Genomic DNA, 24,584 nt, shown 5'->3' with positions numbered 1-24,584 from the left:
TTAGCCATTAAAATAGCCGGATAACATTTATCCGGCTATTTTTTATAAATGCACTTTTAATGATTAAGCTGACGCGCAGCCAGTTCCTCCTGCGCAGTAGCCACAATATCAGTACCAAACAAAGAATTCACATCTGCCTCATCAAATACATAGCGTGCATGACAAAAATCACAGTTCACCTCAATACTGCCCTGCTCAGCTACAGCCTCACCTACTTCCTGCCCGCCAAGCAATAGCAGCATATCACCAACCTTAGCGCGCGAGCAGGTACAGGAAAATTCAACATTCTGAGGTGTAAACACCCTTAGCTCATGCTCATGAAACAGCCTGTATAACAATGTCTGCACATCCAGCCGCAACAACTCATCTGCCGTAAGCGTCTCAGATAAAGCTGATAACTCTGTCCAGCTATCTTCATCTATATCCTGTTCGGGTAATTTTTGCAGTAATAGACCGCTGGCATGTTCATCATCCGCAGCAAGCATAATATACGTAGCCAGCTGTTCGGAACGCGCCATATAATTCATCAGCATCTGAGCAATACTGCTACCATTAAGCTCCACCATACCCTGCCAGGATTCACCCTGAGAGGGCTGCAAAGTCAGTACAAACATTCCTCCTTCACCAAGCAAATCTACCAGTGTCATATTGTCATCAATGACAGCAGATTCATCCCAGCGTGCTGTTGCTCGGCAGGTTGCTGCCGATGTAGCTTCCGCCACCAGCATTTTCAAAACGCCCTTACCCTGCACTTGCACAATCAGATTACCGTCAAATTTCAGATTACTAGCCAATAATACCGCAGCCACAGTCAGCTCACCCAGAGCCTGATGAATTGCCTTAGGATAGATTTTATTTTCTGCCACATGCCGCCATACCTGCTGCAAATTCACTTGCAGACCACGTACAGGACAGTCATCAAACATAAACCTCGTTAACTGATCTGCTTGCACCATCTTATTTTCTGTCATCATTTCAATCTCGGCAAAATAATCAGACAATATGACCTCATCCGCCCAAAAATCAAGTAAAAGAAATTTCTGTTTGCATTAATATATATTTGACCTAATAAATCAATTTATACTAAAAATATAAAATTAAACTCAGATATATATAAATTAAATTTTAATTATCATTTCATAATTTCAGCCCAAAAATTAATTATAACAAAGTAATAAATTACTTATAAATACACATACTTAATTAAAAAATAAAATTATAATTAAAAATGAATAATTATTTAAGTTTAATAATTTTTATTAAAATATTTATTCATACATTATTGGTATTCCAGTAAGATTAAACTATTAATAACATTAAATATTTTTATAATTTGTCTGATACTATTTCAGTTTGTCACAATATAACTTTAACTTAGCTAAGCCGAGCTATAGCCTATGAAATGGATAGCAATCATATCCTTTTGGTGACAATGGTAAGAATTTCTGTCATGTAGGAGATCTTAACGACATTCTTAACGATGGTAGTGGTTATGATTCTCTCTGTGAAAATCCGAAAGTAACACCTACATTTTGTAGCAAGGTTCAGATTAGATGAAATAGTAAAAATACCTTTCTTCAATTAATTAAAAACCAGCATTGATCCTGGTAATTTATAAATAAAATACATATTTCTTACTTTTTAATTAAATTAATTAAATTTAAGATTAATAAATTAGTAATCACAATTAAAATATATTTAATATAAATATTAATGCAATTAAAATAAAACCATAATGAATAACTCTCAATAATTTTTTTAAACCAAAAATCCACCTAATTCATAAAATATTATATAAAATTAAATTTTACAAATATAAATATTGTTTAAAATTATGTTCTGGTTTAAAAGTAGTTTATAAAATTTATGTAGAAAACTAACGATTTTATCTCTACATTCTATATTTTAAAATAAATTAATTTCATTTTTTTAAGTTAAATATCATTAAATTAATCAAATATTTAACTTGTATAATTATATACTCTATGCTAATTTAACTATACATACCTTTGCAGCTACAAAAAGGAGACAAAAATTGTATTTAAACACTAGATTTTATTATATTTATTCCTTACCAAATATGTTTACTAAAATAATTTGATGATAACTTATTTCTTAGCATTAAGTATTTAGATTAATAAATTTTCAAATTTATTTTTAATAATTAGTTATAGGAGAATATAATTTTTATTAATTTATTTAAACAATAAACTTGTAATTAAATATAGAATATTGATTCTATATTAATGAATTTTTATTATATTTTTAAATCAAATATTACTCAAAATATAAATAATTTTTATTTAGAGGTTGTCTACAATCTAATTTAAAACTGAAGGGTGAAAATTATGTTAGAAGCACAAAATGTAAGTCTAAGTGAAATTCAAGCATGGCGTAATCAGATTGAAAATGGAGATTTATCCGATGTTGGCGCGGTGTATCAGCAACTGGCCAAACGTGGCTATCATTATGCTAAATGGGCATATGGAGTAGCTTCTTCAGATAGCATTACCGGTAATGGCGCGCTGGAATTTATGCAGGCTGTAGCGAATGAACATAATCATATTCTAACGACCGATGAAACCAATAAGATACGCCGCGGCATGGCCTTGGGCTATTTAGATATTCTAGCGAAAAAAGCTGGATCAGATAGTGTAAGCCAGGATATTAGCTATAAGGAAATGCGAGAATTTCATATTGAGGTATTTAAAAATAATAATGTTGATATTAACTACTGGACGCTGTATGAACCTATGCGCATTATTGAACAGTATGCGTCGGGGAAACCCATTGGTGGGCATGAAATCAAAGGCGAACAGGTTGTCGAAGAAGTGTGGGAAGCTATGTGGGCTACCAAAGGCACCAATGTCGATAGCTGGTTGATGAGCTTGGGATTATCTGGAATCATGAGCGATGCTCAAAATGGGTATATTTATATTAATAAACTAACTGGTACACCTGAATCCATTGCTTCGATAACGCTAAAGGCAGCGAGCAGGGATCCGGTTACAGGATTACTGATTTGGAGTTGCTATAAAAAAGTGCCAATTTCCAGCGCTGATCAGGCACTGGCGAAAAAGTGGGTGGATAATACTAGCAAATATGCCCCGGTAAAGGATTATTGGGTTGAATTTGGTAGAGAAGGTCTCCAAAATTTATGGTACAAGGACTATGCTTCTCCATCTGACCAATGTAAAGGCAGTTATTTTGAAAATCAGAAAAATACCGACGCTGCAAAACAGCAATTTAAATTTAACTGGGAAGTAGCTGGTGGCAAGGGTGTAACAAAATGGATTATAGCAGCAGTATTAAATACCAATAGCATTAATTCATCCGATCCGCGGATTAATAGCATTAATGACGATAATTTTGCTGATAAAGGATTGGGATTTATCTTTGATCCGGTGAATGGTCATCGCCAGGAAATTGCCGGCCAGCCGGGCAAATTTGAATTTAAATACCAGCTGGCGTTTATCGATGAGCTGCCGGAAAAATTATTATCGCAGTTGCAGACATGGGAAAAACAAGGCAATCAACAAATGGTATCGCTGTATCTGAATGCACTGATGCAGCTTAATCCTGTAGTAATCATAAATCCAGACGAAATGCCTAAAGTTAGAACAATTAATGATGTTGGAGAAAACTGGATAAAGTTACGTACATGGATGATTCAGGAAATGCGCTTTGCTCAAGCAAAAGAATATGACAATGAGTTAACAATGCAGCCAGCTCACCTTCAACAAATTGCTGAGTCTGGTCCCCTAGCCCGTCCATTACATCTGGGATATCAACAACTAAAATCATTAGTCGAGTCCATTCGTGTACAGTATGGCTTTGGTAAAGAAGATGCAATTCTATTTTGCGATAACCAAACTGGTCAAAATTGGTGTACAGATCCTAACACCATTGAGAATGCACATCATGTAGTCATGTTGGCAGAAAATAATACTCAATCATACACTGGTGGAGAACTGGCTGATGTAATTGTTGGCGGTAAAGGTGATGATGTAATTTCTGGTAATGATGGAAATGATTATCTGTTAGGCGGCGCCGGCAATGATACGCTAAGGGGAGGTAAAGGTAATGATACTTTATCCGGCGGCAATGGTATGGATCATTATTATTTTAATTCAGGAGATGGCAAGGATGAAATCTATGACGATGATGGCAACGGCATAATCTATCTGAATAATAAAAAATTTTCTGAATATAAATGGCGAGTTATAGCAAAAAATCTATGGCAGTCTGAAGATGATAAATGGCAACTAAAATTAGAAAACAGTGGTGATTTAAATATTCAGTCATCAACTGATAAAAATAATTCGCTTACTATTAGACAATGGGACATCATGCGTGGAAACAAGCTGGGGATTTCTTTTAGCGGCGGTGGGGATCCCTCCTCTACCGGCAAAAATAAAATTCTAGGAGACTGGCGTACTAAAATCATCCGAGTAGAAGGTTATTTTGATATGGATGAAAATAAAACGGGCCTATATTATCCAAATTGGAAAAATCGCAATACAGACGGCAGTATTGTAAACGGTGTAAAAGAAAATGGTTTTGAGGATGTAATTCACGGTACAGATGAGGATGATGAAATTTATGGTATGGGTGGTGGCGATGCCATTGATGGCGGTTTCGGTAATGATCTGATTTTTGGCGGTGATGGTAATGACCTGCTGACCGGAGGAGGCGGATCAGATACGATTAAAGGTGGTAATGGAAATGATTATATATATGCAAATAGCAAATTAAATGCATCAAATCGGTATCGCCCCGGCGAACGCTGGCAAATGCCGGCATCAGGTAAAGAGCTTATTTATGCAGGTCCTAATTGGGGAATATATAATAACCATAACGATAGAATGGTCATTGAAGGGATCACCGATGCCATTAATGACGAAGCAGATACAGGCGGAGATTTTCTCTATGGCGGGGATGGTAATGATTACATTATAGGCAGTAATCTGAATGATTATATTGAGGGAGATTCAGAAGTTTTCGAGCAGGGGGATGATATAGTTTATGGAATGAGTGGAAATGATCATATTATTGGCGGTAATGGTAATGATTATTTATATGGCGATGGTATGATTAGTTATGGATTTTTGAATTCACTGGATGGTGTTGATCATGGTGATGACTATATTGATGGTGGAGACGGCAATGATGTAATAGTCGGAGGTGGCGGCAATGATGTGATCATCGGTGGGAATGGTGATGACAGCCTTTTTGGTGATATTGATGACTATATGGAAGCCCGATATCATGGTAGCGATACCATTGATGGCGGTGCAGGAAATGATGAAATAATTGGCGGCGGCGGAGACGATTATCTGCATGGCGGTTTTGGCAACGATAAAATCTGGGGGGATGATGGAGATAAAGCCGGTCGCCATTCCGAACTAAATGGTAACGACCACATCTGGGGTGATGACGGCGATGACTATCTGGATGGAGGTTATGGTAATGATAATATACATGGCGGAGAAGATAATGATTTGATTTTTGGTGGTGCCGATAATGATGAACTTTATGGTGATAATGGCGATGATATAATTTGTGGAGATAATCTAGATGAAAACGTCGCTGTACATGGTAATGATTACATTGATGGCGGCGAAGGAAATGATTATTTAGTTGGGGGCGGAGGCGATGATTGGATTATTGGAGGTGAAGGAAACGATACATTATACGGAGATGACTGTCAGCCAGGTTATCAGCTAAACACTGTAATGGCTGGCGATGATTATCTTTCAGGCGGTGCAGGCAATGATATTTTAATTGGCGGATACGGTAATGATACGCTGGATGGCGGTACTGGCGATGATCTGATTTACGGTGGTGGCGGATGCGATATTATTTATGGTGGTGAGGGAAATGATCAGATAGCAGGTGATTTCAGTCTGGCTGCCGATACTCATATCGACGCTACAAATAATGAATATAACGATGTAATTTATGCCGGTTCAGGTGATGATCTGGTTCTCGGTCAGCTTGGTGATGATCTGATTTATGGTGGTGAAGGTAATGATCAATTATATGGAGATATGGAAGAAAACGCATCAGAACATCATCCGCAAAATAATGGTAATGATACGATTTTCGGAGAAAGTGGTAACGATTATATAGATGGTGGATATGGCAATGATTACCTTGATGGCGGTACTGATGATGATACTATTTTTGGAGGCGGCGGAAACGATTTAATTTATGGTGGTGATGGTGACGATAAATTAATTGGTGATGCATCTAATGAATTTGATATAGATAATAATGGCGATGGAGATGATGTTATTTACGGTGGTAATGGCAATGACACAATCTATGGCGGAGGCGGTAATGATTTATTACAAGGTGATAATGGAGATGATGTTATCTATGGCGGTAGCGGCGATGACAAATTATTTGGCGGTGATGGAGATGACTGTCTTTACGGAGGTAGAGGAAATGATTATCTGAACGGTGGTCTGGGTGATGATATTTTTATTTTCAAAAACGGAGATGGTATAACCACTATAGAGGATTATAGTGGTAAGTCTGCTATCATAGTAGATAATTTAGATCAACTGAGTTTTACACAATATGAAAAAGGGATAATAATCCATACCGGTATATTTGGAGATGCTATTTATCTGATAGGCTGTTTTACTGATGGTCGAAAGAATAGTCTTCCTTTGGATCAGATTATATTCACCGACAATAAAAAAACTCAGACCTTGTCCAATCTGCTTTCATCAAATCTTAACACCATTGCGCAAAAATATAATCAAATTATTGATGGAGACTCTACTGACAACATTATATGGGGTACAGAAAATAATGATCTCATCTACGGCTATACAGGTAATGATACTTTACATGGTGGTGCAGGCAATGATGATCTTGAAGGTGGAGATGGTAACGATATTTTATATGGTGAAGATGGCGATGATATTTTAAATGGCGGACCGGGAGAGGATACACTCATCGGAGGTTCAGGTAGTGATATTCTGACTGGCGGAGATTATGAAAAGGACATATATATTTTTCAGAAAGGGCATGGACATGACACTGTTAACGATCGGGGGGAACAAACGGATCCCAATAATGTAATTTTTGAAAATGCCAGTTATTCACAGGCTAAGTTCAGTCGTACCGGTGTCGATCTGATAATTAAAGCTTACGGAACCGAAGATTCTGTCACATTTACCAATTATTTTGCTGGCAAACTTTATCAGAATTTTATTTTTAATTTTACAGATAAAACTCTGAATTTCGAAGATATAAATAAAATCGATTATGATAGAAATAATAATCATCAGAAATCGATAATTAAAGGCTGGAAAGGAAAAGACATCCTCTACGGTTCAGACGGTGAAGATGAGCTATACGGTGGTGATGGGGATGATGAACTGCATGGTGGTGATGGTAATGATGAATTAACCGGAGGAAGTGGTTACGATATTGTAGATGGAGGAAAAGGTGATGATATTATTTGGGATGATTTAGGTCCTGATTTGTATATTTTTCAAAAAGGTCATGGACATGATGTGATTTATGGTGAAGGTAAATCAGATGAAGATGATGAAGGATGGAAAAGTGCTGATCCTGATTTTGAAGACTTTATTGATACAATAAAATTTCAGAATAGTAATTCACAGCAGGCCAAATTTATTCGTGGAGGAGAAAACAAAAGCGATTTAATTATTTATGCATATGGAACAGATGATTCTCTCACGATCGCTGATTTCTTTTCTGATCCTATGGGCAGAAGTTTTAAGTTTATCTTTAATGACAAGACTCTAACGCTTGATGATATCGCACAAATGCCTTGGATTCAGACAGTTTCAGAAAATAATACTTTTCTGGATGGATGGCGAGGAGTTGATTATCTTGAAGGCGGTAAAAATGATGATTACTTTATGGGTTTGGACGGCAATGATATTTTAAATGGTTATGACGGCGATGATAGTTTAAATGGAGGATGTGGTAATGACATAATCAACGGCGGTGATGGTAATGATATTCTATGTGGAAATTTTGAAAACGTACACTTTATGGAAGATGTTGATGGCGATGATATTTTAGACGGAGGCAGTGGTAATGATTACTTGTACGGTAACAGAGGAAATGACACCCTGATTGGTGGTGAAGGTAATGATTACATGGAGGGAGGAGACTGGGAAAAAGATTATTATATTTTCACAATAAATCATGGGCAAGACGTAATTAATGATTTAGGATTTGATGATATAAATGAACACTTTAAATGTAATGAATTAATATTTAAGGGTAGTAATAGTGAAAATGCTGTTTTTAATCGTATAGGAGACAATCTGATTATTAAAGCTTACGGAGAAAACGATTCTGTCACTCTAACCGATTTTTTCAAAGACCGTTTTCATCGTGCATTTAGCTATAAATTTGATGACAAAACTCTTTATCTCGAAGATCTAATAATAAAATTAACAAAAAATAGCGGTGAAAATGCAGATAGTTTACTTAATCAATTATGGAATCAAAATGCTCATCAGTTTGATCCTAATTTAAGTGAAGATGAAAATAGTTTTATTTCACATGAATTTGATGGTGAACAAAATGCAGATGAAGAAATTTATGATGATGATGGTGCTCCATATGACAAAATCCTGGGAACTTCTGAATCAGAAACTATAAAAGGTTGGGCTGATGCTAATATTTTGATTGGCTATGATGGCGATGATCGGTTGTATGGTTCTGGTTATTATAACTTTTTCAATGGAGGGAAAGGTAACGATATAATGTATGGAATGAAATATCAGAAAGATACATACTTATTTGAAAAAGGTCATGGTCAGGATATTATTTATGATAAAGATTATAAATATAAATATGCAAATATTGTAAATAATGAATTAATCTTCAGGGGTGGACATTCTGAAAATGTTGAGTTTTCTCGTATTGAGGAGGATCTGATAATAAAAGCTTATGGAACAAATGATTCTGTGATGCTTAAGAATTTTTTTGTTAATGAAGATAATCAGGCCTATAAATATATTTTTGATGACAAAACAATATATTTTGATGATATTCCCAAATCAATTTTTCCAGAAAAAAAACCAGAGGAGCAATTAAATGAAAATCTTTTCGAGTCAGATTTTCAAAATCATAAACTTAATCAATCATACCCAGGGATTTCAATTGGAAATAGTAACAAAACCCACGATTATCAATCATATGAAGACGTCAATATAAATATTGATGCATTAATAAATTTAATGTCAATTTCAAAAACTAAATATTACGATGGTACTTTGGATGGAAAAACTGATCGTCCACTAGGTTCAGATAATTTATACTTTCATTTCTCTCATATTGAAATGTAGAATTATGGATTTTTAAGCATAGCAATTTATAAATCAATTTAGTTGCGATATTAGTTTATAATAACAATGTCTGTTAATAAAATAGCAGGCATTGTTTTTTTTATACTTAATATTTTAAAATTTATAAAATTGATATTAAAATAAGCAGCTAATAATACTTAGATAACTTCAGTTAAGGAGAAATAATAAATGTGCCAGTTGTTAGGCATGGATTGCAATACCCCTACTGATATCGTCTTTTCTTTTGAAGGTTTTCGTTTGCGGGGAGGTCTGACTGACAGCCATGCAGATGGTTTCGGCATTGCTTTTTTTGAGGGGCACGGAGTGCGCCTGCTTCAGGATGATAAGCCTTGTGCCAGCTCACCTGTCGCAGATTTGGTGCAGCAATATAAAATCAAATCGGAAAATGTAATAGCTCATATTCGCAAAGCTACTCAGGGACAAGTGCACTTAGTAAATACACATCCGTTTGTACGCGAGTTATGGGGAGAATACTGGGTGTTTGCACATAATGGCAATTTGCGCCGTTTTAATCCTTCTGAAGGTGAATATTTTAACCCGGTAGGCTCTACGGATTCAGAGCAGGCCTTCTGCTATCTTCTTGAGCAGCTACGCCAGCGCTTTCGTCACAAGCCTTCTCGAGAAATTTTATTTAATGCTATAGCAGAAATTACTGGTGAGCTGCGTCAGTATGGTTTATTTAATTATATGCTTTCGAATGGTGACTGGTTAATTGCCCATGCCAGCACCCTGCTTTTTTATATTATCCGGCAGGCGCCTTTTGGTAAAGCTGTTCTGGCAGATGAAGACGTAGCTATTGATTTTTCCGCGGTTACTACACCATATGATCGTGTAGCCGTAATTGCCACATTACCGCTTACCTGTAATGAGCAGTGGCAGCAACTGGCGGTTAATGAACTGGTGATGTTCAGCCAGGGAGAAATTGTTTTGCGTGATTGTATCCAGCCGGCTCAATATATGAGTGTAGAAGATGGTCTGGCCATCGCACGCAAAGCCGGCGTCAGCATGTAACAGATTAAATTGAACTAAGAAACTAAAATTTCAGAAAATCTGTTATTAACTGAACTATCTTATGTTATTTATCCGGAATGGATTAAAACCAGATTAAAGCATAGTAACAATTGCAGATATTTGATGTAAATCCAAATATTTATTAAATATCTATATCTGTTTTCAAGCATTTTCTATAGTAATTAGTGAATCCATAAAAGAAAATCCCGGATAATTCCGGGATTTTTTGTTACTCAGATATGAGAATATTAACTATATATTGATTACATAAATCCATAAATCAGAATTGCTATTACAGCTATCGGAATAACATAACGGCATAGCACTTTCCAACAAGCAAATACAGCCTGGCCTAAATTCAGCTCCTGACGAATTCTTTCCTGATTCATTATCCAGCCGGCAAATACAATGGTGCCAAGACCGGTTAACGGTAACATAAGCTTACTGGTCAGATAATCGAGAGAATCAAATATATTTTTACCGAAAATTGTAATATCCTGCCACTCATTAAAAGACAGCAGGCAGGCAATACCCAATGCCCAGATAAACAAACTACTTACTAAAGTCGCTGATTTACGTCCCAAATGAGTTTTTTCTTCCAGTAACTCAACTGTCGGCTCCAGCAATGAAATTGAGGAAGTCAGGGCGGCGAAAGTCAGGAAAATAAAGAATACAACACCAATAATAGTACCACCGGCCATATTGCCGAAAGCGATAGGTAAGGTAACAAAAATCAGACCCGGACCTTCGCCCGGTTGCAGACCATTGGCAAATACCAGCGGGAAAATGGCCATACCGGATAACATGGCAACAATAACGTCCAGAATAACTACAGTACGTGCTGTAGAAATCAGATTCACATCTTTACCCAGATAGGAACCGTAAGCCATCATAATACCCATGCCCAGAGACAGGCTGAAAAATGCATGCCCCAATGCCGCCAGTACTGCCTTACCGGTAATAGCAGACCAGTTAGGAGTAAATAGGAAAGCAAAAGCCTTACCAAATGAAGGTCCGCTGACAACAGCCGCATAAACCACCAGACCAATCAGTAAAAGACCCAGCCCCGGCATCATCACTTTACACGAACGCTCCAAACCGGCACCTACGCCCATGGCTACAATCAAAGCAGTAGCAAACATGAAGACGGTATGCCATGTAAGTAAATGGCTTACACTACCAAGAAATTGCTGGAAGACCTGACCGGTACCCTCGCCATTTAAACCTTTAAAAGTGCCAGTACCGGCAAGAAAAATGTAATCAGCAGCCCACCCGCCAATAACGCTGTAAAAAGAAAGAATCAGGAATGAACCAAGTACGCCGATAATACCTACCCAGCGCCATGATTTAGATTGCCCTTCATCAGCAGCTACATCTTCCATGGTATGAATCGGATTTTTCTGCCCGCGACGGCCAATCAGCCACTCTGCCACCAGAATAGGCAAACCAATCACAAACATGCAAATCAGATAGGTAAGCACAAATGCAGAACCGCCCATCTGACCGGCCATATAGGGAAATTTCCAGATATTACCCAAACCAACTGCTGAACCTGCTGCGGCGAGCATAAATCCCATCCGCGAGCTCCACTGAGAATGCGACTTTTTCTTTGTTCCGCCACTCATCGCTACTGCCCCTTACTTCTTAATTCAAACTTTAATCAATAATCATGCCATGAATCGCATTTTTGGACAAGAAATGATTGTGAATGTACCGTTTTTGAGACCATTAAGCCCATTATTCAGACATTATGTCCAAATAATGAGCTTAAATATGGATTAAATTCAGGCTGGTTCAAAAAGTACTAACTTAAAAAAACATATTTACAACAGTCGATGCTGTAGTGCCGGTAGCTTAGTACGTACTGATTGCAGAAATTCGGCATCCAGCTCTGCACAAATAACACCCTCTCCTTCTGGCAAAGAAGCAAGGATTTCTCCCCAAGGATTAATAATCATACTATGGCCATATGTACGGCGGCCATTCTGATGCTGCCCACCCTGAGCAGACGCCAGCACATAACACTGATTTTCAATTGCTCTGGCAGTTAATAATGTGTTCCAGTGTGCTTTACCCGTGGTATAAGTAAATGCTGCCGGTAACACCAGTACTTCAAACGGAAGCTGGGCACGGAAAAATTCAGGAAAACGTAAATCGTAACAAATACCCTGTGCCACAGCGATATTATCAACTCTCAGCTCGGGTACATCCATGCCCCGCAGTATTGTATCGGCTTCTGCGTAAGACTCATTGGCACCAGTGTAACCAAACAAGTGCATTTTATGGTAGAAACCCAGCAATTCTCCTGAGCGTCCGTACACCAGCATGGTATTAAATATTTTGGTTTTATCTGTACTTTGTAAAGGTATGGTACCACCAAATAATATGATCCCCAGTTCAGCAGCAAGAGTTTTCAAAGCTGTTTGCAATCGGCCATCTCCAAAAACCTCAGCCACAGCTACTTTATCTGTTTCGTCTTTACCCATTATCGGCCAGTATTCAGGTAATACTACCCACTCCGCACCCTCAGCAGCTGCCTGTTGCACCAGTCGTTGCATTGTGCGCACATTCTCTGCTACCTGAGTACCAGATACCATTTGCACTATAGCTACTTTTACATTCTGCATCAGTTACTCCCGAATTTTTATCCTCATCTATGCTCTTTATAACCGTAACATAGCCGTCTGGCAAATTATTCTCTTTTCAACAAGATTATCTGAATTTTGGTCTTAATTTTGTAAGCGTTGGCAGATGCGGATTTATTTTACTTTGATTAGCACGGATAACAGCAAATATTACGACTAATTTTCTCGATAATTGCTTCCCATTTTCTTCAGAAATTCCTGTTGGGATTTAAACAGACCGATTAAAGATAAAGCCTGATACGAAATATTGAATTGCTGTGCTATATCCGCCACAATAGGAGTCAGCTTATGATAATGCCGGTGGCTAACACCGGGATATAAATGATGGGTTAAGTGCAAATTCAATCCGCCCAGCCAATATTCAAGCCAGCCATATTTTAGATGCCAATTGAGCGTTGTGTTAAAAGCATGCTGCAAACGTCCATGCATAAAATATCCATTTTCCGGCGCCTGATAGAAAGTAGCTTTAGCCCAATGGCTACCTAAAATCAATATGACAAATATCAAAGAAGAACACATTTGACTTAAACAATAAACCAGTACAATCCAGCTAAAATTGAATTGTGGACATACCCAAGCCGGCAAAATGAACGCCAGTAAAATATGTACCCATTTAGCTAGTAAAAATACCATCCATCCATTCCAGCCCTGGCTAGTAAATTTTTTAACATTGAACTTAAGACCTAATCTGTCCTGCCAGTCAAAACACCAGACAATTGCCGGAAATGTCATTGCTGCTACTATTGGCCAATAATAATGCTGATAGCGCATAAACCAATAATGTACCTGAAACGGAGTCTGTCGCAACACTCCGTTATAATCAATATCTAAATCGTAGTATTCAACATTAGTGTAAGGATGATGTTGAATAACATGACGAACACGCCAACAGTCTGGATCAATACCCAGGGGAATGGTAATAAGACAATTTAACCATTTATTTGCTCGTCCGGAACGGAAAAAAACATTATGCGAAGCATCATGTACTACATTAATAGCCAGCAGCAGCGCAAAGGTAATATAGCAAAAATAAAATAATGAAAACCAAATTACTGAGCTTTGATGTAATGCCGTAATATAGCTTGCAGCACAAAACAGACAAAGTATTGCCAACTTGAACTTCATACCCCTGTCAGCATAGCGATGATCTTGATGTGTAGTCAGATATTCTTGCAAAGCATCATTAAGAGCTTTTTTTAAACTTTTATCCTGTTGCGAATTGTATTCAAGTTCTCTTAATTCAGATCTCATATTTTATCCGTACTCGGCTTTAGGGTTCGATTACAGGCAAAGATTTTCGATACACTCTTATCCAGTTAATGAAAATAATGATGCCATGTATGCTCAGCAGTGCCATAGTAATTTGCCAGTAGGTCTGATGCCATTGAAATCCATACAAAAATAACAAAGGCATAGTTAAAGTTAATATTATCCAGCCTATTATTCCCCACGGGCGACCTTCGGACATCGCGCCCAGAAAAATTGTTCCACCAGCCAGATAAGCAAATAATATATATTGAGTTAAACTAATATCGTTCAAACCGTACCCATATGTATAGATATAACTAATAGCTAAAATAAACAATGCTGTTGAACCTAAAGTCATGAGTAAATTTGAAATAACAAATTTGTCAGGAAACGAAGAAGGTTGAAAACGAATTTTAAATATTTGCATAAATGGAAAATTACTGGCCAATAACGGATTAAATGTTTTCACACCCGGAGAACCATAATTAACCGTACCTTCCGGCATTTCCGCATAGCTACCAAATAACTTATCCCATATAATAAATGAACCACCAAAATTGCGATTAGAATAATATCTGTCATTAATATGATGCACACGATGATGATTGGGCGTGACAAAAATTTTCTCTAAAAAGCCTAGTCGGGGTGTGAAATCATTATGATTAAAAAACTGGATAGAATAATGTATCATAGAAACTGCTAAGAAGATTTCGGTAGGTAATCCAAGAAAAGCTAAACCAACATTAAACACAGCAGACAGTAAAGAAGAGTACCAGGAATTTCTGACCGCCAAGGATAGATTAAAATTTTCACCCTGATGATGAATTAAATGAACAGCATATAACAAACGAAAAGTATGTAATAAACGATGCTGCCAGTAAAAACAAAAATCCCAGGCAAAGACGGCAAATATCCATATATAAAAGACTGGGGTTGAAGAAAATAAATTTAAACTACAATTTTGATAAACATAGGCATAACATAAAATTTCCAGGCCTCTGAATAACCACAAAACAATATGCCCAGAATTTAAATTGAAGATAATATCAAGCCAATTAATATTCTGCTTTTTAATCCATTTCAATAATATTGCTTCAATATAGATACAAACCAGCATAAAGATAATAGGAAATGTCAATGTATTCATTCTGCTTCCAATAACTTAATTGGTAAAATATTAACTGTTATTTATTAATCTATATTCCCTGTTAGCTACCGTAGTTCAGCGATTGCTTAGAATCAGATCAAATAATAGTTATAATCTTTTAAGAATTAAATTCTAAAAGTTCAAAGACAGACTTCATAATACAGATATTAAAATTAGATACTTTACTCTAGATCAAATTTTATAATTTTATTTATCATAAAAAAACTTGATTTAACATTTATTTTAAATGCTGGCTTATAATCGGATATGACAATATCGTTTTCAATCCTATTTAATTATTACAGGATAGCATGTCATACAATAAATTATGGAAATAATGTCAGACGCAACAATCTAATGTAATCTATATTTGTTTTTCTTTATTACTGTTTGGACACAATTTATTCCGTTAGTAGGATATTTGCTATAACAATAAAATTTAGTGCATATAGTTTTCATTCAACATTATAAAACGCCATCCGGATAGGTAACTTCACTTAGTTCCTTGAGAATGTATAGGTAATAATGTTGTTTAATTAACCATTTTTTCACGAATAATTCGGCGTTTCTTATGCATAAAAGATAAAGGAATGGTTTCAACCGTTTTAAGAATCCAAAACTGACAGGATAACTTATTTAAAGTTTTCATTTTGAGTACGACACTGGCTACACATACCAGTCAAAACAATATGTTCATCATTAAGTATAAATCCGCTATCAGCTACCCTCTGTCGTAAAGCTACCCATTCCGGGCTCATACTTTGTTCATCCACTGCTCCGCACTGATTACATACCAGCACAAAATCACTGTGATGAATATGATCCGGCTGGCATTGTTCACCACAATCATGCTGAGCATGCCGACATAATATATAGCCATTAATCGCCGGAATTTTGTGCAGAATACCTTGTTCTGTCCAAAAATCCAGTGCTCTGTACGCTGTCGGTGGGGCAATTGTGTTGTGACTACTTTGCTGCATATGAGCCAAAACCTGATAAGCTTTAATCACTCCGCTCATGCTCAGCACGATATCCAAAACCTGTGCGCGCAACTGAGTAATGGTTACACCTTGTGCTTCACATTGAGCCAATATGCGCGTTTTCTCAGTGGTTCTTGTCGACCATGCAAGTTTATCCGTCATGACTCAAACCTCAAGCCAAATCACGGGTTACACTCAGACCGGCGAAGGTTTGTGATACCGGCATAATTTCAATATGGTTAACATTCATATGTGCCGGAGTCTGATACAGCCATAATACGGTGTTGGCAATATCTGCCGGTTGCAGATAGCTGATATTTTCATATACGGCAGCAGCCTGTTTATCATCGCCGCGAAAGCGTACATTGGAAAATTCAGTATCACCGCATAAACCGGGGGCAATATTGGTTACTCGTATGCGGGTACCGGCCAGATCAGTACGCAAATTCAGGCTGAACTGGCGTACAAAAGCTTTGGTAGCACCGTAAACATTGCCACCTTTATATGGCCATGAGCCGGCAGTAGAACCCAGATTAATGATATAGCCGCTATTTTTAGCTACCATACGTGGCAATATTTGCCGGGTGACATAAGTTAAACCCAGAACATTGGTATGAATCATGGTTTCCCAGTCAGCAAAGTTTGCTTCCTGAGCCGGCTCCATGCCCAGTGCCAGCCCGGCATTGTTCACAAGTAAATCAATATCCGCCCAAGTACCCTGTAAGGAGGCTAATGCATTATCTACACTGCTTTTATCGGCTACATCCATTTGTAATGGTAAAAACTGTGCACCCAGTTCTGTCTGTAAATGTTGCAGCTTATCCAGCCGCCGTGCGGCACCGATAACCTGGTAACCGGCATGAATCAGCACACGACACATTTCTGCGCCAAATCCTGCAGAAGCACCTGTAATTAATATTGCCATGTCAGTATCTTTCTCTGTTTAAAGATAACACCTCTATTTGTCACTTATGAGATAAGTCAATACTTATTCGATTTCCAATATTATGGTATTACATTTCTATTTTGCTACGACCGAGTTTTGTTTATCAACCGGTGACATCCATTCATTCATACCTCAGGAATATTTATCAGTCTGAGAACCAATATTTTACACTGATGATTAAGCTTTTTACTCAGTACTATTCTCGGAAACTATGCCTTGCCCATTATTTTACAAATAGAAGATGCAGACGAATCAACTGGCACATTTATAAAAACGCTATTAATCATATCTGTTAAATTACTTTCGGTTGCTGATGTTAATTCGTTATGTCTGGCTTTATATCATGTTAATTAACTGCTTTGATAGTTACATTACGATATAAACGGATTGATTTATTGATAAAAAACCCCGTTATCGCTAACGGGGCTCTTTGATTACAGATATATGGTTTATAAGGATTGCTGCATCGCCCATGAACGTAAAGCGCGGGCATCGCTTACGCGGGTTGTTGAACTGGGAGAGTTCAGTAAAACAATGGTTACCGGCTGGTTCTGCACACTGGTCAGCAGCACCATAGACCGACCTGCTTCACGAATATATCCGGTTTTTTGCAGCGCAATCGGCCATAAACCTTCACGTACCAGTGCATTGGAGTTGTGATATTGCTCTACTCTGCCATTACTGGTGTATACCGAACCGGAATTGTCAGTTGAATATTGTCTGATAAGCGGATACTGACTGGCACCACGCACCAGCAAAGCCAAATCCCGTGCAGTGGACTGATTGCGCGGATCAAGCCCGGTTGGTTCGTAAAAACGTGAATTAGTCATTCCCAGCTCAGCTGCCTTATTATTCATGGCTTCTACAAATGCCGGCATACCGCCCGGATAAGTACGTGCCAGAGCATGGATTGCCCGGTTTTCACTACTCATTAAACCAATATGCAACAGCTCACGCCGGGTCATTACTGTACCAACAGACAGACGGCTGGTTGAGTTTTTCAGCCGGTCAATTTCGGCATCTGTGATGGTAATCTGATCATTCATGTTCTGATTGGCATCCAGCACTACCATTGCTGAAACCAGCTTAGAAATGGATGCAATTGAACGTACCTGATTGATATTTTTCTGGTAAAGAATTTCACCGGTCTGATTATTCATAATCAGTGCCGATTGTGAGCTCAATAAAGGACCGGCAACCTGTGCACGGGTTTCCAGATTGGCATCGGGATGGTTGCTGATAAATGTACTGAGTGTGTCTGACTGACCACCTGCCTGCTTTTGTTCGATAAACTGGCCGAGAACATCAAGGTCTCCGGCTACAGCAGGTACTGCAAAAAACAGACTGCTGCTTAACAGGCTTACCCACTGCCAGCGACGCAGACGTGATAAACATGACATGATAACTTCCTTTTTAACCCTGAATCAGGGTAATTTATTTCTCAAGAGAATACTACTTAAACTGAACGCAATAGAGAGACAGACATAATTATTGTCTGTGATTTGAAAGAAGTTTTTAACGTCCAATTATTCAATAAATATATTGTTTCTCAATCTAATTATAAGACAAATTTGCTTACGGCCGGTATTTTCTTATTATATTTGGCTAAAAAAGGTGTTTATAAACGATATTTTAATCAGATTTTCATTATCAAACTGATTTCTTCAGTGATTAAAACCACACTAGCATTCAGTTTGATATCAGCCTGATAAAACTATATACTCGTTTTTTGGCTGAATCCGATACGATATCATCTACGTATTTGGTCCGGCGTTCAATATAAGCTCTATTTTCTTGATGAAATCCTGTTTATGAGTAAAGAAATTCGTTATTGTTCGTTTTGCGGTAAACCTGAAAACGAAGTTAAAAATTTAATTGAAGGTGAAAACGCATTAATCTGTAATGAGTGCGTGGATACATGCAATGAAATGCTACATAATCCGGGTGCTTCTTCTACAGAGAATGGCATGCCGGCAACTGACGGAGACGGTCAGGAAAAACTGCCTACTCCGGCAGAGATTGTTGCTAATCTTGACCAGTATGTAATCGGACAGGAAACAGCAAAAAAATCACTGGCTGTAGCGGTATATAATCATTACAAACGCTTGCGTCTGGGTAAGGAAGAAGGTCAGGTAGAGCTGTCTAAATCCAATATTCTGCTGATTGGACCTACCGGTTCGGGTAAAACTCTGCTCGCTCAGACACTGGCGCGCAAACTGGATGTTCCGTTTGTGATGGCTGATGCCACCACACTTACCGAAGCCGGCTATGTTGGTGAGGATGTGGAACAGATTATCACTAAATTATTGGGTAAATGCGATTTTGATGTACAAAAAGCACAAAAAGGCATTGTATACATTGATGAAATCGATAAAATCTCCCGCAAAAGTGATAATCCCTCTATCACCCGCGATGTTTCCGGTGAGGGTGTTCAGCAGGCTTTACTTAAACTGATAGAAGGAACTGTTGCATCTGTGCCGCCACAGGGTGGACGCAAACATCCTAATCAGGAATTTATTAATGTAGACACTACTAATATTCTATTTATCTGTGGTGGTGCATTTGCCGGACTGGAAAAAGTTATCCGTCAGCGTACTGAGAAGGGTGGTATCGGCTTTGGTGCTGCGGTACACAGCAAAGACGAAAATACCAATGTAAGCGAGCTGTTTCAGACGGTAGAACCGGAAGACCTGATTAAATTCGGTTTGATTCCCGAGCTGATCGGTCGTCTGCCAGTTATTGCAACGCTCACTGAGCTGGATGAAGATGCACTGATTAATATCCTTACCGAACCTAAAAATGCATTAATTAAGCAGTTTCAGGCTCTGTTTGCGATGGAAGGTGTGGAGCTACAAGTACAACCCTCTGCATTACGGGCAATTGCCAAGCTGGCCATGGCGCGCAAAACTGGTGCCCGCGGCCTACGCTCAATTGTAGAAAAAGCGTTGCTCAATACTATGTATGCTTTGCCGGATTTAAACGATGTAAAAAAAGTGGTTGTTAATCAGGATGTAATTGATAAAGGTGCTGAACCTGAATGGTTACTGGCTGATGGCAGTGCTTATAAAGGCTAAAACCATAAGCTGAATTTTACATGGATAAAAAAACCGTCTGAATTTTGGAATTCAGACGGTTTTTTTATGTCCAGAATAAATGAGTTAACCGGTTAATAATGTGTCTGCAGTAATACCCGGATTATCAAACTGGCTCTTCAGTATGAAATTTTATTATCAGAACATTACAGATAACGGCCAAACCACAATACTTTACCGATGATTTGTACATCATCACTTTCACTATCCAGCCGGATTTCAAAACTCGGATAGGCTTCATTAGCAGAAATAACATTCACTACATTACCCGGCATCAGCTGTAAACGCTTAACCAGCAGATTATCGTTAATACGCAGTACATACAAACCATCACGGCGTATATGATTCATTTGCTGTACCAGAATGGTATCCCCGTCATTGAGTACACCTTCCATTGAATCGCCTTTGACCGAAATCACTGACAAGCCACTAACTTCAGGGCTAATCATTGAATTTATCCAGTCCTTGCGAAACGCCATGGTAAACATCGGTTTTTCATTAGCAACTAAACTACCATGTCCGGCAGCTGCTTCAATTGCATAACGCGGCACATAAACAAAATCTTCAGTATTCACCGGATTACCCAGCGTATCATGTGCTGCCTGAGTTTGCTGTTCAGGAAAGGGCTCCCCTTCTCCGGTCAGCAGCCAGTCAATACTGCAACCTTTTAATTCTTTGATACGTTTCAGGGTTTCTGCTTTGGGTAACCCGCCTTCATGCCAGATACGGCTGAAACCGGCCATAGTCATATCAATGTCTGTAGCAATTTTAGACTGGCGCTCACCCGGCCACAGTGAAGCCAGACGATCTTTAAATGTTTGCATGCACAAATTCCGGCAATTTCTTAGAAATAACGTCAATAAATTTGTTTTTATTATACTTCATTTTTAGAAAAATGAAAAGTAACTAAATATTTAAGAAATAAATTCCTTGAATATTTATTTTTTTCTAATTAATATAATAAAAATTAAACAATTTATTAGATTTTTCTAAATAAGGAATGGATTATGAAATTATTAAAAATATATGGGTTAATGGCTTTATCACTGTTGCTGGGCAATTTTCATTCAGTACCAGCCCGTGCTACAGCTCCTGCGGCATTGATTTCGCAAACGCTGAACTGCCAGCATCTGGCGAATTTAACTTATACTGAAATGAATCCAACCCAGATTAAAGTAGCCAAAAACTGTGACCAGCGTGAAGCTGCACAAAGCTGGCAGAATGCATACGGAAAAATGAATCATACTGAAATGGCAAAAGCTACGGTTTATGAGGCTTCCTGAAATATTGTATCGCTCTGCTTCTGTCGTACTATTAATCACGTAATTTCATTATTTTTTATATTTACCCTGATACTGCACTGTTTGAAAACACACATAAAATAAAAGCCTGAGTACCTGAAATAACAGATAGCTCCGGCCTTTAGAAAATCTGAACCAGGGGTTAATGTTTTAACTTGAATTCAGTACAAAAATAATTAATTATTTGCTTTGTGTTGTAACTGAGTCAGTAATTGCTGATGAATACCACCAAAGCCGCCATTACTCATGACCAGAATATGGTCCCCCTGCTCTGCCTGTGCAGTGATAGCTTCAACCAGTGACTGCATATCCTGAAAAACTGCTACTTTATCCTGTAACGGACTTAGTGCAGCCGCAATATCCCAGTCAACCCCGCCAGCATAACAGAATACTTTATCAGCTTCCGCCAGACTGGCAGATAAAGCAGCTTTCATGGTACCCAGCTTCATAGTATTAGAGCGTGGTTCAAGCACAGCCAGAATACGTGCATTAGCGACTTTCTGGCGCAAACCGGCAATAGTTGTGGCAATGGCTGTCGGATGATGAGCAAAATCATCATAAACCGTAATATCGTTAACAACACCTTTGACTTCCATGCGCCGTTTAACATTCTCGAAACGAGACAATGCTGCACAAGATTGCCGGATTGACACACCTGCATGACGTGCTGCAGCAATCACTGCCAGTGCATTCATGCGGTTATGCTGCCCCAGTAGTTTCCACTCTATATGCCCCACCTTTTGTTGCTGATAGAGTACATCGAAGCCACCGGTTGCAGAAATTTCACCAATTTGCCAATCCTTATTCAGACCAAAACCTTCTACTTCTGACCAGCAGCCTTGCTGTAAAACTTCATCCAGTGCAGCCGATTGTTCATTAACAACAATCAGCCCTTCACTGGGAATTGTACGAATCAAATGATGAAACTGAGTCTGAATTGCTGCGAGATTGGGGAAAATATCCGCATGATCATATTCCAGATTGTTCAGAATTGCCGTACGCGGACGATAATGGACAAACTTACTGCGTTTATCAAAAAAAGCTGTGTCATACTCATCTGCCTCGATGACAAAAAACGGACTGCACTCTGGTTCAGATGCGGATTGCTCAGCCGGTGGTACCTGAGGCAGGCGCGCTGATACAGCAAAATTTTGCGGCACCCCGCCAATCAGAAATCCGGGAGCCAGACCAGCATCTTCAAGCACCCATGCCAGCATACTGGCTGTCGTTGTCTTACCATGAGTGCCGGCTACTGCCAGTACCCAGTGCTGTTGAAGGATATTTTCTGCCAGCCATTGCGGGCCGGAAGTATAAGGTAAGTTACGATTGAGGATGGCCTCAATGACAGGCATGCCGCGACGGGCAACATTACCAATTACATAGACATCAGCAGGATAACTGTCCAGCTGTGCTGCTTCGAATCCTTCCACCACATCAATGCCCAAATCAGCCAGCTGTGTACTCATGGGCGGATACATTTTGGCATCACAACCAGTTACTTGATAGCCTGCCTGTTTGGCTATAGCGGCAATTCCTCCCATAAATGTTCCGCCGATACCAATGATGTGGATATGCTGCATTTCTCTGTCTCTATGCGATGAAAACCAGCATTATAGACTTTCCTCATATTTACTACATGGATGTTTTGTATTTTCTATACACTATCACCACTGAAATTAAATTCAAAATACAAACAGGCACTGAAAACAGAAAACAGAAAACAGAAAACAGAAAACAGACTATTATGATTAATTTAAAAGGGTTTGTATTGAATCATTATAAATATTTGATTATCAAATATATTATTATCTGCTAATACTGAGAAATAATTATTTGGTGTTTTTATGAATATTTAATAATGTAACGCTGAAGGATATTTTTCAAATTTCTTTTTTGCCATTTCGCGACAAGAATAAAGTTCGGGACTTTTATAAGATATTCCTTTTGTTTAAATTTAAATGTCAGCTTGCCTCTGATAAAGCCTGATTTGAAGCTTAGTTCAGAAACTTCTGTCATAGGAATAACAGTAATTGCATCTGTTAAATTTGTATTCAAGTTTAAACCAATCAGAATTATTTTTTCTGCATTAAAATAAATAAGCAGATGTTTAATAAATAATCCAGAAAATTGAGTTATTACAATCTTTAGCCATAATTTTGCATCTATTGATCCATACAATATTGATGAACTGTCGAATTTTGGTAATTTATGCTCTTCAAAATATGCTTCGATATTTTCTAACTTTAAACCATTACTCATATAAGATATCCGTAATTTTTAAAAAATTTAAAATTTCTTTAATCCTGTCAATATAATAAATATATTTTAGTTTATCCACAATCATAATACCTGATATTGTTTTCCCCAGTTTTTATCCACGTATCTGTCAGTGTATGCGATAAGATGAATAAATACACATTATTCCTGTGATTATTGGGATGGTGTTGCACATAAACTGTGGATAAGTAATTTATAGCCTTGTTATATATAAATTAAATTTAACTGCCTATTTTTTAATCAGCAAATTATAACTGAATCAATTTTCCTTGATTCCGTTGCATAAACTGCTCTGACAATATCTGTTTGCAAACAGCAGTATAGCCCTCATATCTATAATAGACATAGTTGCTAGGACATATCAAATTCAGTATTGTCTTGTTGAACTCGCTGATTATTTTGAAATGCTGATAAGTTTCCACCGTTATGATGTTAATCGGAATGGTTTTCTGAAAAGCTGATTATCTTTATCATAAAAAACAAGTAAACGCTGAATTTTATATTCATTTCCGGATTTGAATTTGATTTATATAACGGAATATTGAACATTGATTACTGCTTTGATAATG

The 24,584-nt window shown here is 37.9% G+C and carries 15 protein-coding genes; 4 read left to right on the top strand and 11 right to left on the bottom strand.

The genetic code is table 11. From position 1 onward, the window contains the following. Positions 1-56: 56 nt before the first annotated feature. Positions 57-971, bottom strand: coding sequence for an Hsp33 family molecular chaperone HslO (hslO, locus tag GYX91_RS03320; RefSeq protein ID WP_174829974.1), 915 nt, complete (start codon positions 969-971; stop codon positions 57-59). A 1,377-nt stretch (positions 972-2,348) separates the two neighbouring features. Between hslO and GYX91_RS03315 the strand changes: the two genes are divergently transcribed. Beyond that, entirely contained in the window at positions 2,349-9,347 is a 6,999-nt protein-coding gene (locus GYX91_RS03315) for a hypothetical protein (protein WP_174829943.1), read from the top strand. A gap of 189 nt (positions 9,348-9,536) precedes the next feature. Next, a complete protein-coding gene (locus tag GYX91_RS03310) occupies positions 9,537-10,379 on the top strand; it encodes a class II glutamine amidotransferase (protein WP_174829942.1) in 843 nt (280 codons plus the stop codon). A 263-nt stretch (positions 10,380-10,642) separates the two neighbouring features. Here GYX91_RS03310 and GYX91_RS03305 read toward each other — a convergent pair whose 3' ends face one another. The 7 genes from GYX91_RS03305 to GYX91_RS03275 all read right to left on the bottom strand — a co-directional run bounded on the left by GYX91_RS03305 (position 10,643) and on the right by GYX91_RS03275 (position 18,745). Then, positions 10,643-12,004: a sodium-dependent transporter gene (locus GYX91_RS03305; RefSeq protein ID WP_041879162.1), complete on the bottom strand. Its 1,362-nt coding sequence runs from the start codon at positions 12,002-12,004 to the stop codon at positions 10,643-10,645. A 198-nt stretch (positions 12,005-12,202) separates the two neighbouring features. Next, positions 12,203-13,006: a carbon-nitrogen hydrolase family protein gene (locus GYX91_RS03300; RefSeq protein WP_174829941.1), complete on the bottom strand. Its 804-nt coding sequence runs from the start codon at positions 13,004-13,006 to the stop codon at positions 12,203-12,205. Between the two features lie 174 nt (positions 13,007-13,180). Further along, complete coding sequence (locus GYX91_RS03295) at positions 13,181-14,275, bottom strand: acyl-CoA desaturase (protein WP_174829940.1); 1,095 nt, start codon at positions 14,273-14,275, stop codon at positions 13,181-13,183. 19 nt (positions 14,276-14,294) lie between these two features. Next, positions 14,295-15,419, bottom strand: a complete 1,125-nt coding sequence (locus GYX91_RS03290) for a sterol desaturase family protein (protein WP_174829939.1) — start codon at positions 15,417-15,419, stop codon at positions 14,295-14,297. A gap of 632 nt (positions 15,420-16,051) precedes the next feature. Further along, positions 16,052-16,561, bottom strand: a complete 510-nt coding sequence (locus GYX91_RS03285) for a Fur family transcriptional regulator (protein ID WP_174829938.1) — start codon at positions 16,559-16,561, stop codon at positions 16,052-16,054. 10 nt (positions 16,562-16,571) lie between these two features. Continuing rightward, positions 16,572-17,324: an SDR family oxidoreductase gene (locus GYX91_RS03280; RefSeq protein ID WP_174829937.1), complete on the bottom strand. Its 753-nt coding sequence runs from the start codon at positions 17,322-17,324 to the stop codon at positions 16,572-16,574. 470 nt (positions 17,325-17,794) lie between these two features. After that, complete coding sequence (locus GYX91_RS03275) at positions 17,795-18,745, bottom strand: D-alanyl-D-alanine carboxypeptidase family protein (protein WP_174829936.1); 951 nt, start codon at positions 18,743-18,745, stop codon at positions 17,795-17,797. Between the two features lie 411 nt (positions 18,746-19,156). Between GYX91_RS03275 and clpX the strand changes: the two genes are divergently transcribed. Next, the gene (gene clpX / locus GYX91_RS03270; RefSeq protein ID WP_084547285.1) at positions 19,157-20,419 is read left to right on the top strand and encodes an ATP-dependent Clp protease ATP-binding subunit ClpX; all 1,263 of its coding nucleotides are present in this window, start codon (positions 19,157-19,159) and stop codon (positions 20,417-20,419) included. 164 nt (positions 20,420-20,583) lie between these two features. Here clpX and GYX91_RS03265 read toward each other — a convergent pair whose 3' ends face one another. Next, positions 20,584-21,261: a helix-turn-helix transcriptional regulator gene (locus tag GYX91_RS03265; protein ID WP_025330304.1), complete on the bottom strand. Its 678-nt coding sequence runs from the start codon at positions 21,259-21,261 to the stop codon at positions 20,584-20,586. Between the two features lie 183 nt (positions 21,262-21,444). Here GYX91_RS03265 and GYX91_RS03260 point away from each other — a divergent pair, with 183 nt between their 5' ends. After that, positions 21,445-21,720, top strand: a complete 276-nt coding sequence (locus GYX91_RS03260) for a hypothetical protein (protein ID WP_174829935.1) — start codon at positions 21,445-21,447, stop codon at positions 21,718-21,720. A 194-nt stretch (positions 21,721-21,914) separates the two neighbouring features. On the opposite strand, the gene mpl is transcribed toward GYX91_RS03260, so the two are convergent. After that, on the bottom strand, positions 21,915-23,318 hold the full coding sequence (mpl, locus tag GYX91_RS03255) for a UDP-N-acetylmuramate:L-alanyl-gamma-D-glutamyl-meso-diaminopimelate ligase (RefSeq protein WP_174829934.1): 1,404 nt from the start codon (positions 23,316-23,318) through the stop codon (positions 21,915-21,917). Between the two features lie 262 nt (positions 23,319-23,580). Further along, a complete protein-coding gene (locus GYX91_RS03250; RefSeq protein WP_174829933.1) occupies positions 23,581-23,997 on the bottom strand; it encodes a hypothetical protein in 417 nt (138 codons plus the stop codon). Positions 23,998-24,584 lie beyond the last annotated feature (587 nt).

It is taken from the genome of Snodgrassella sp. ESL0304, from assembly GCF_013344995.1.
GTDB lineage: Bacteria > Pseudomonadota > Gammaproteobacteria > Burkholderiales > Neisseriaceae > Snodgrassella > Snodgrassella alvi.
Note: the sequence above shows the minus strand (reverse complement) of the source record. Positions and strands in the feature narration are given on the sequence as shown.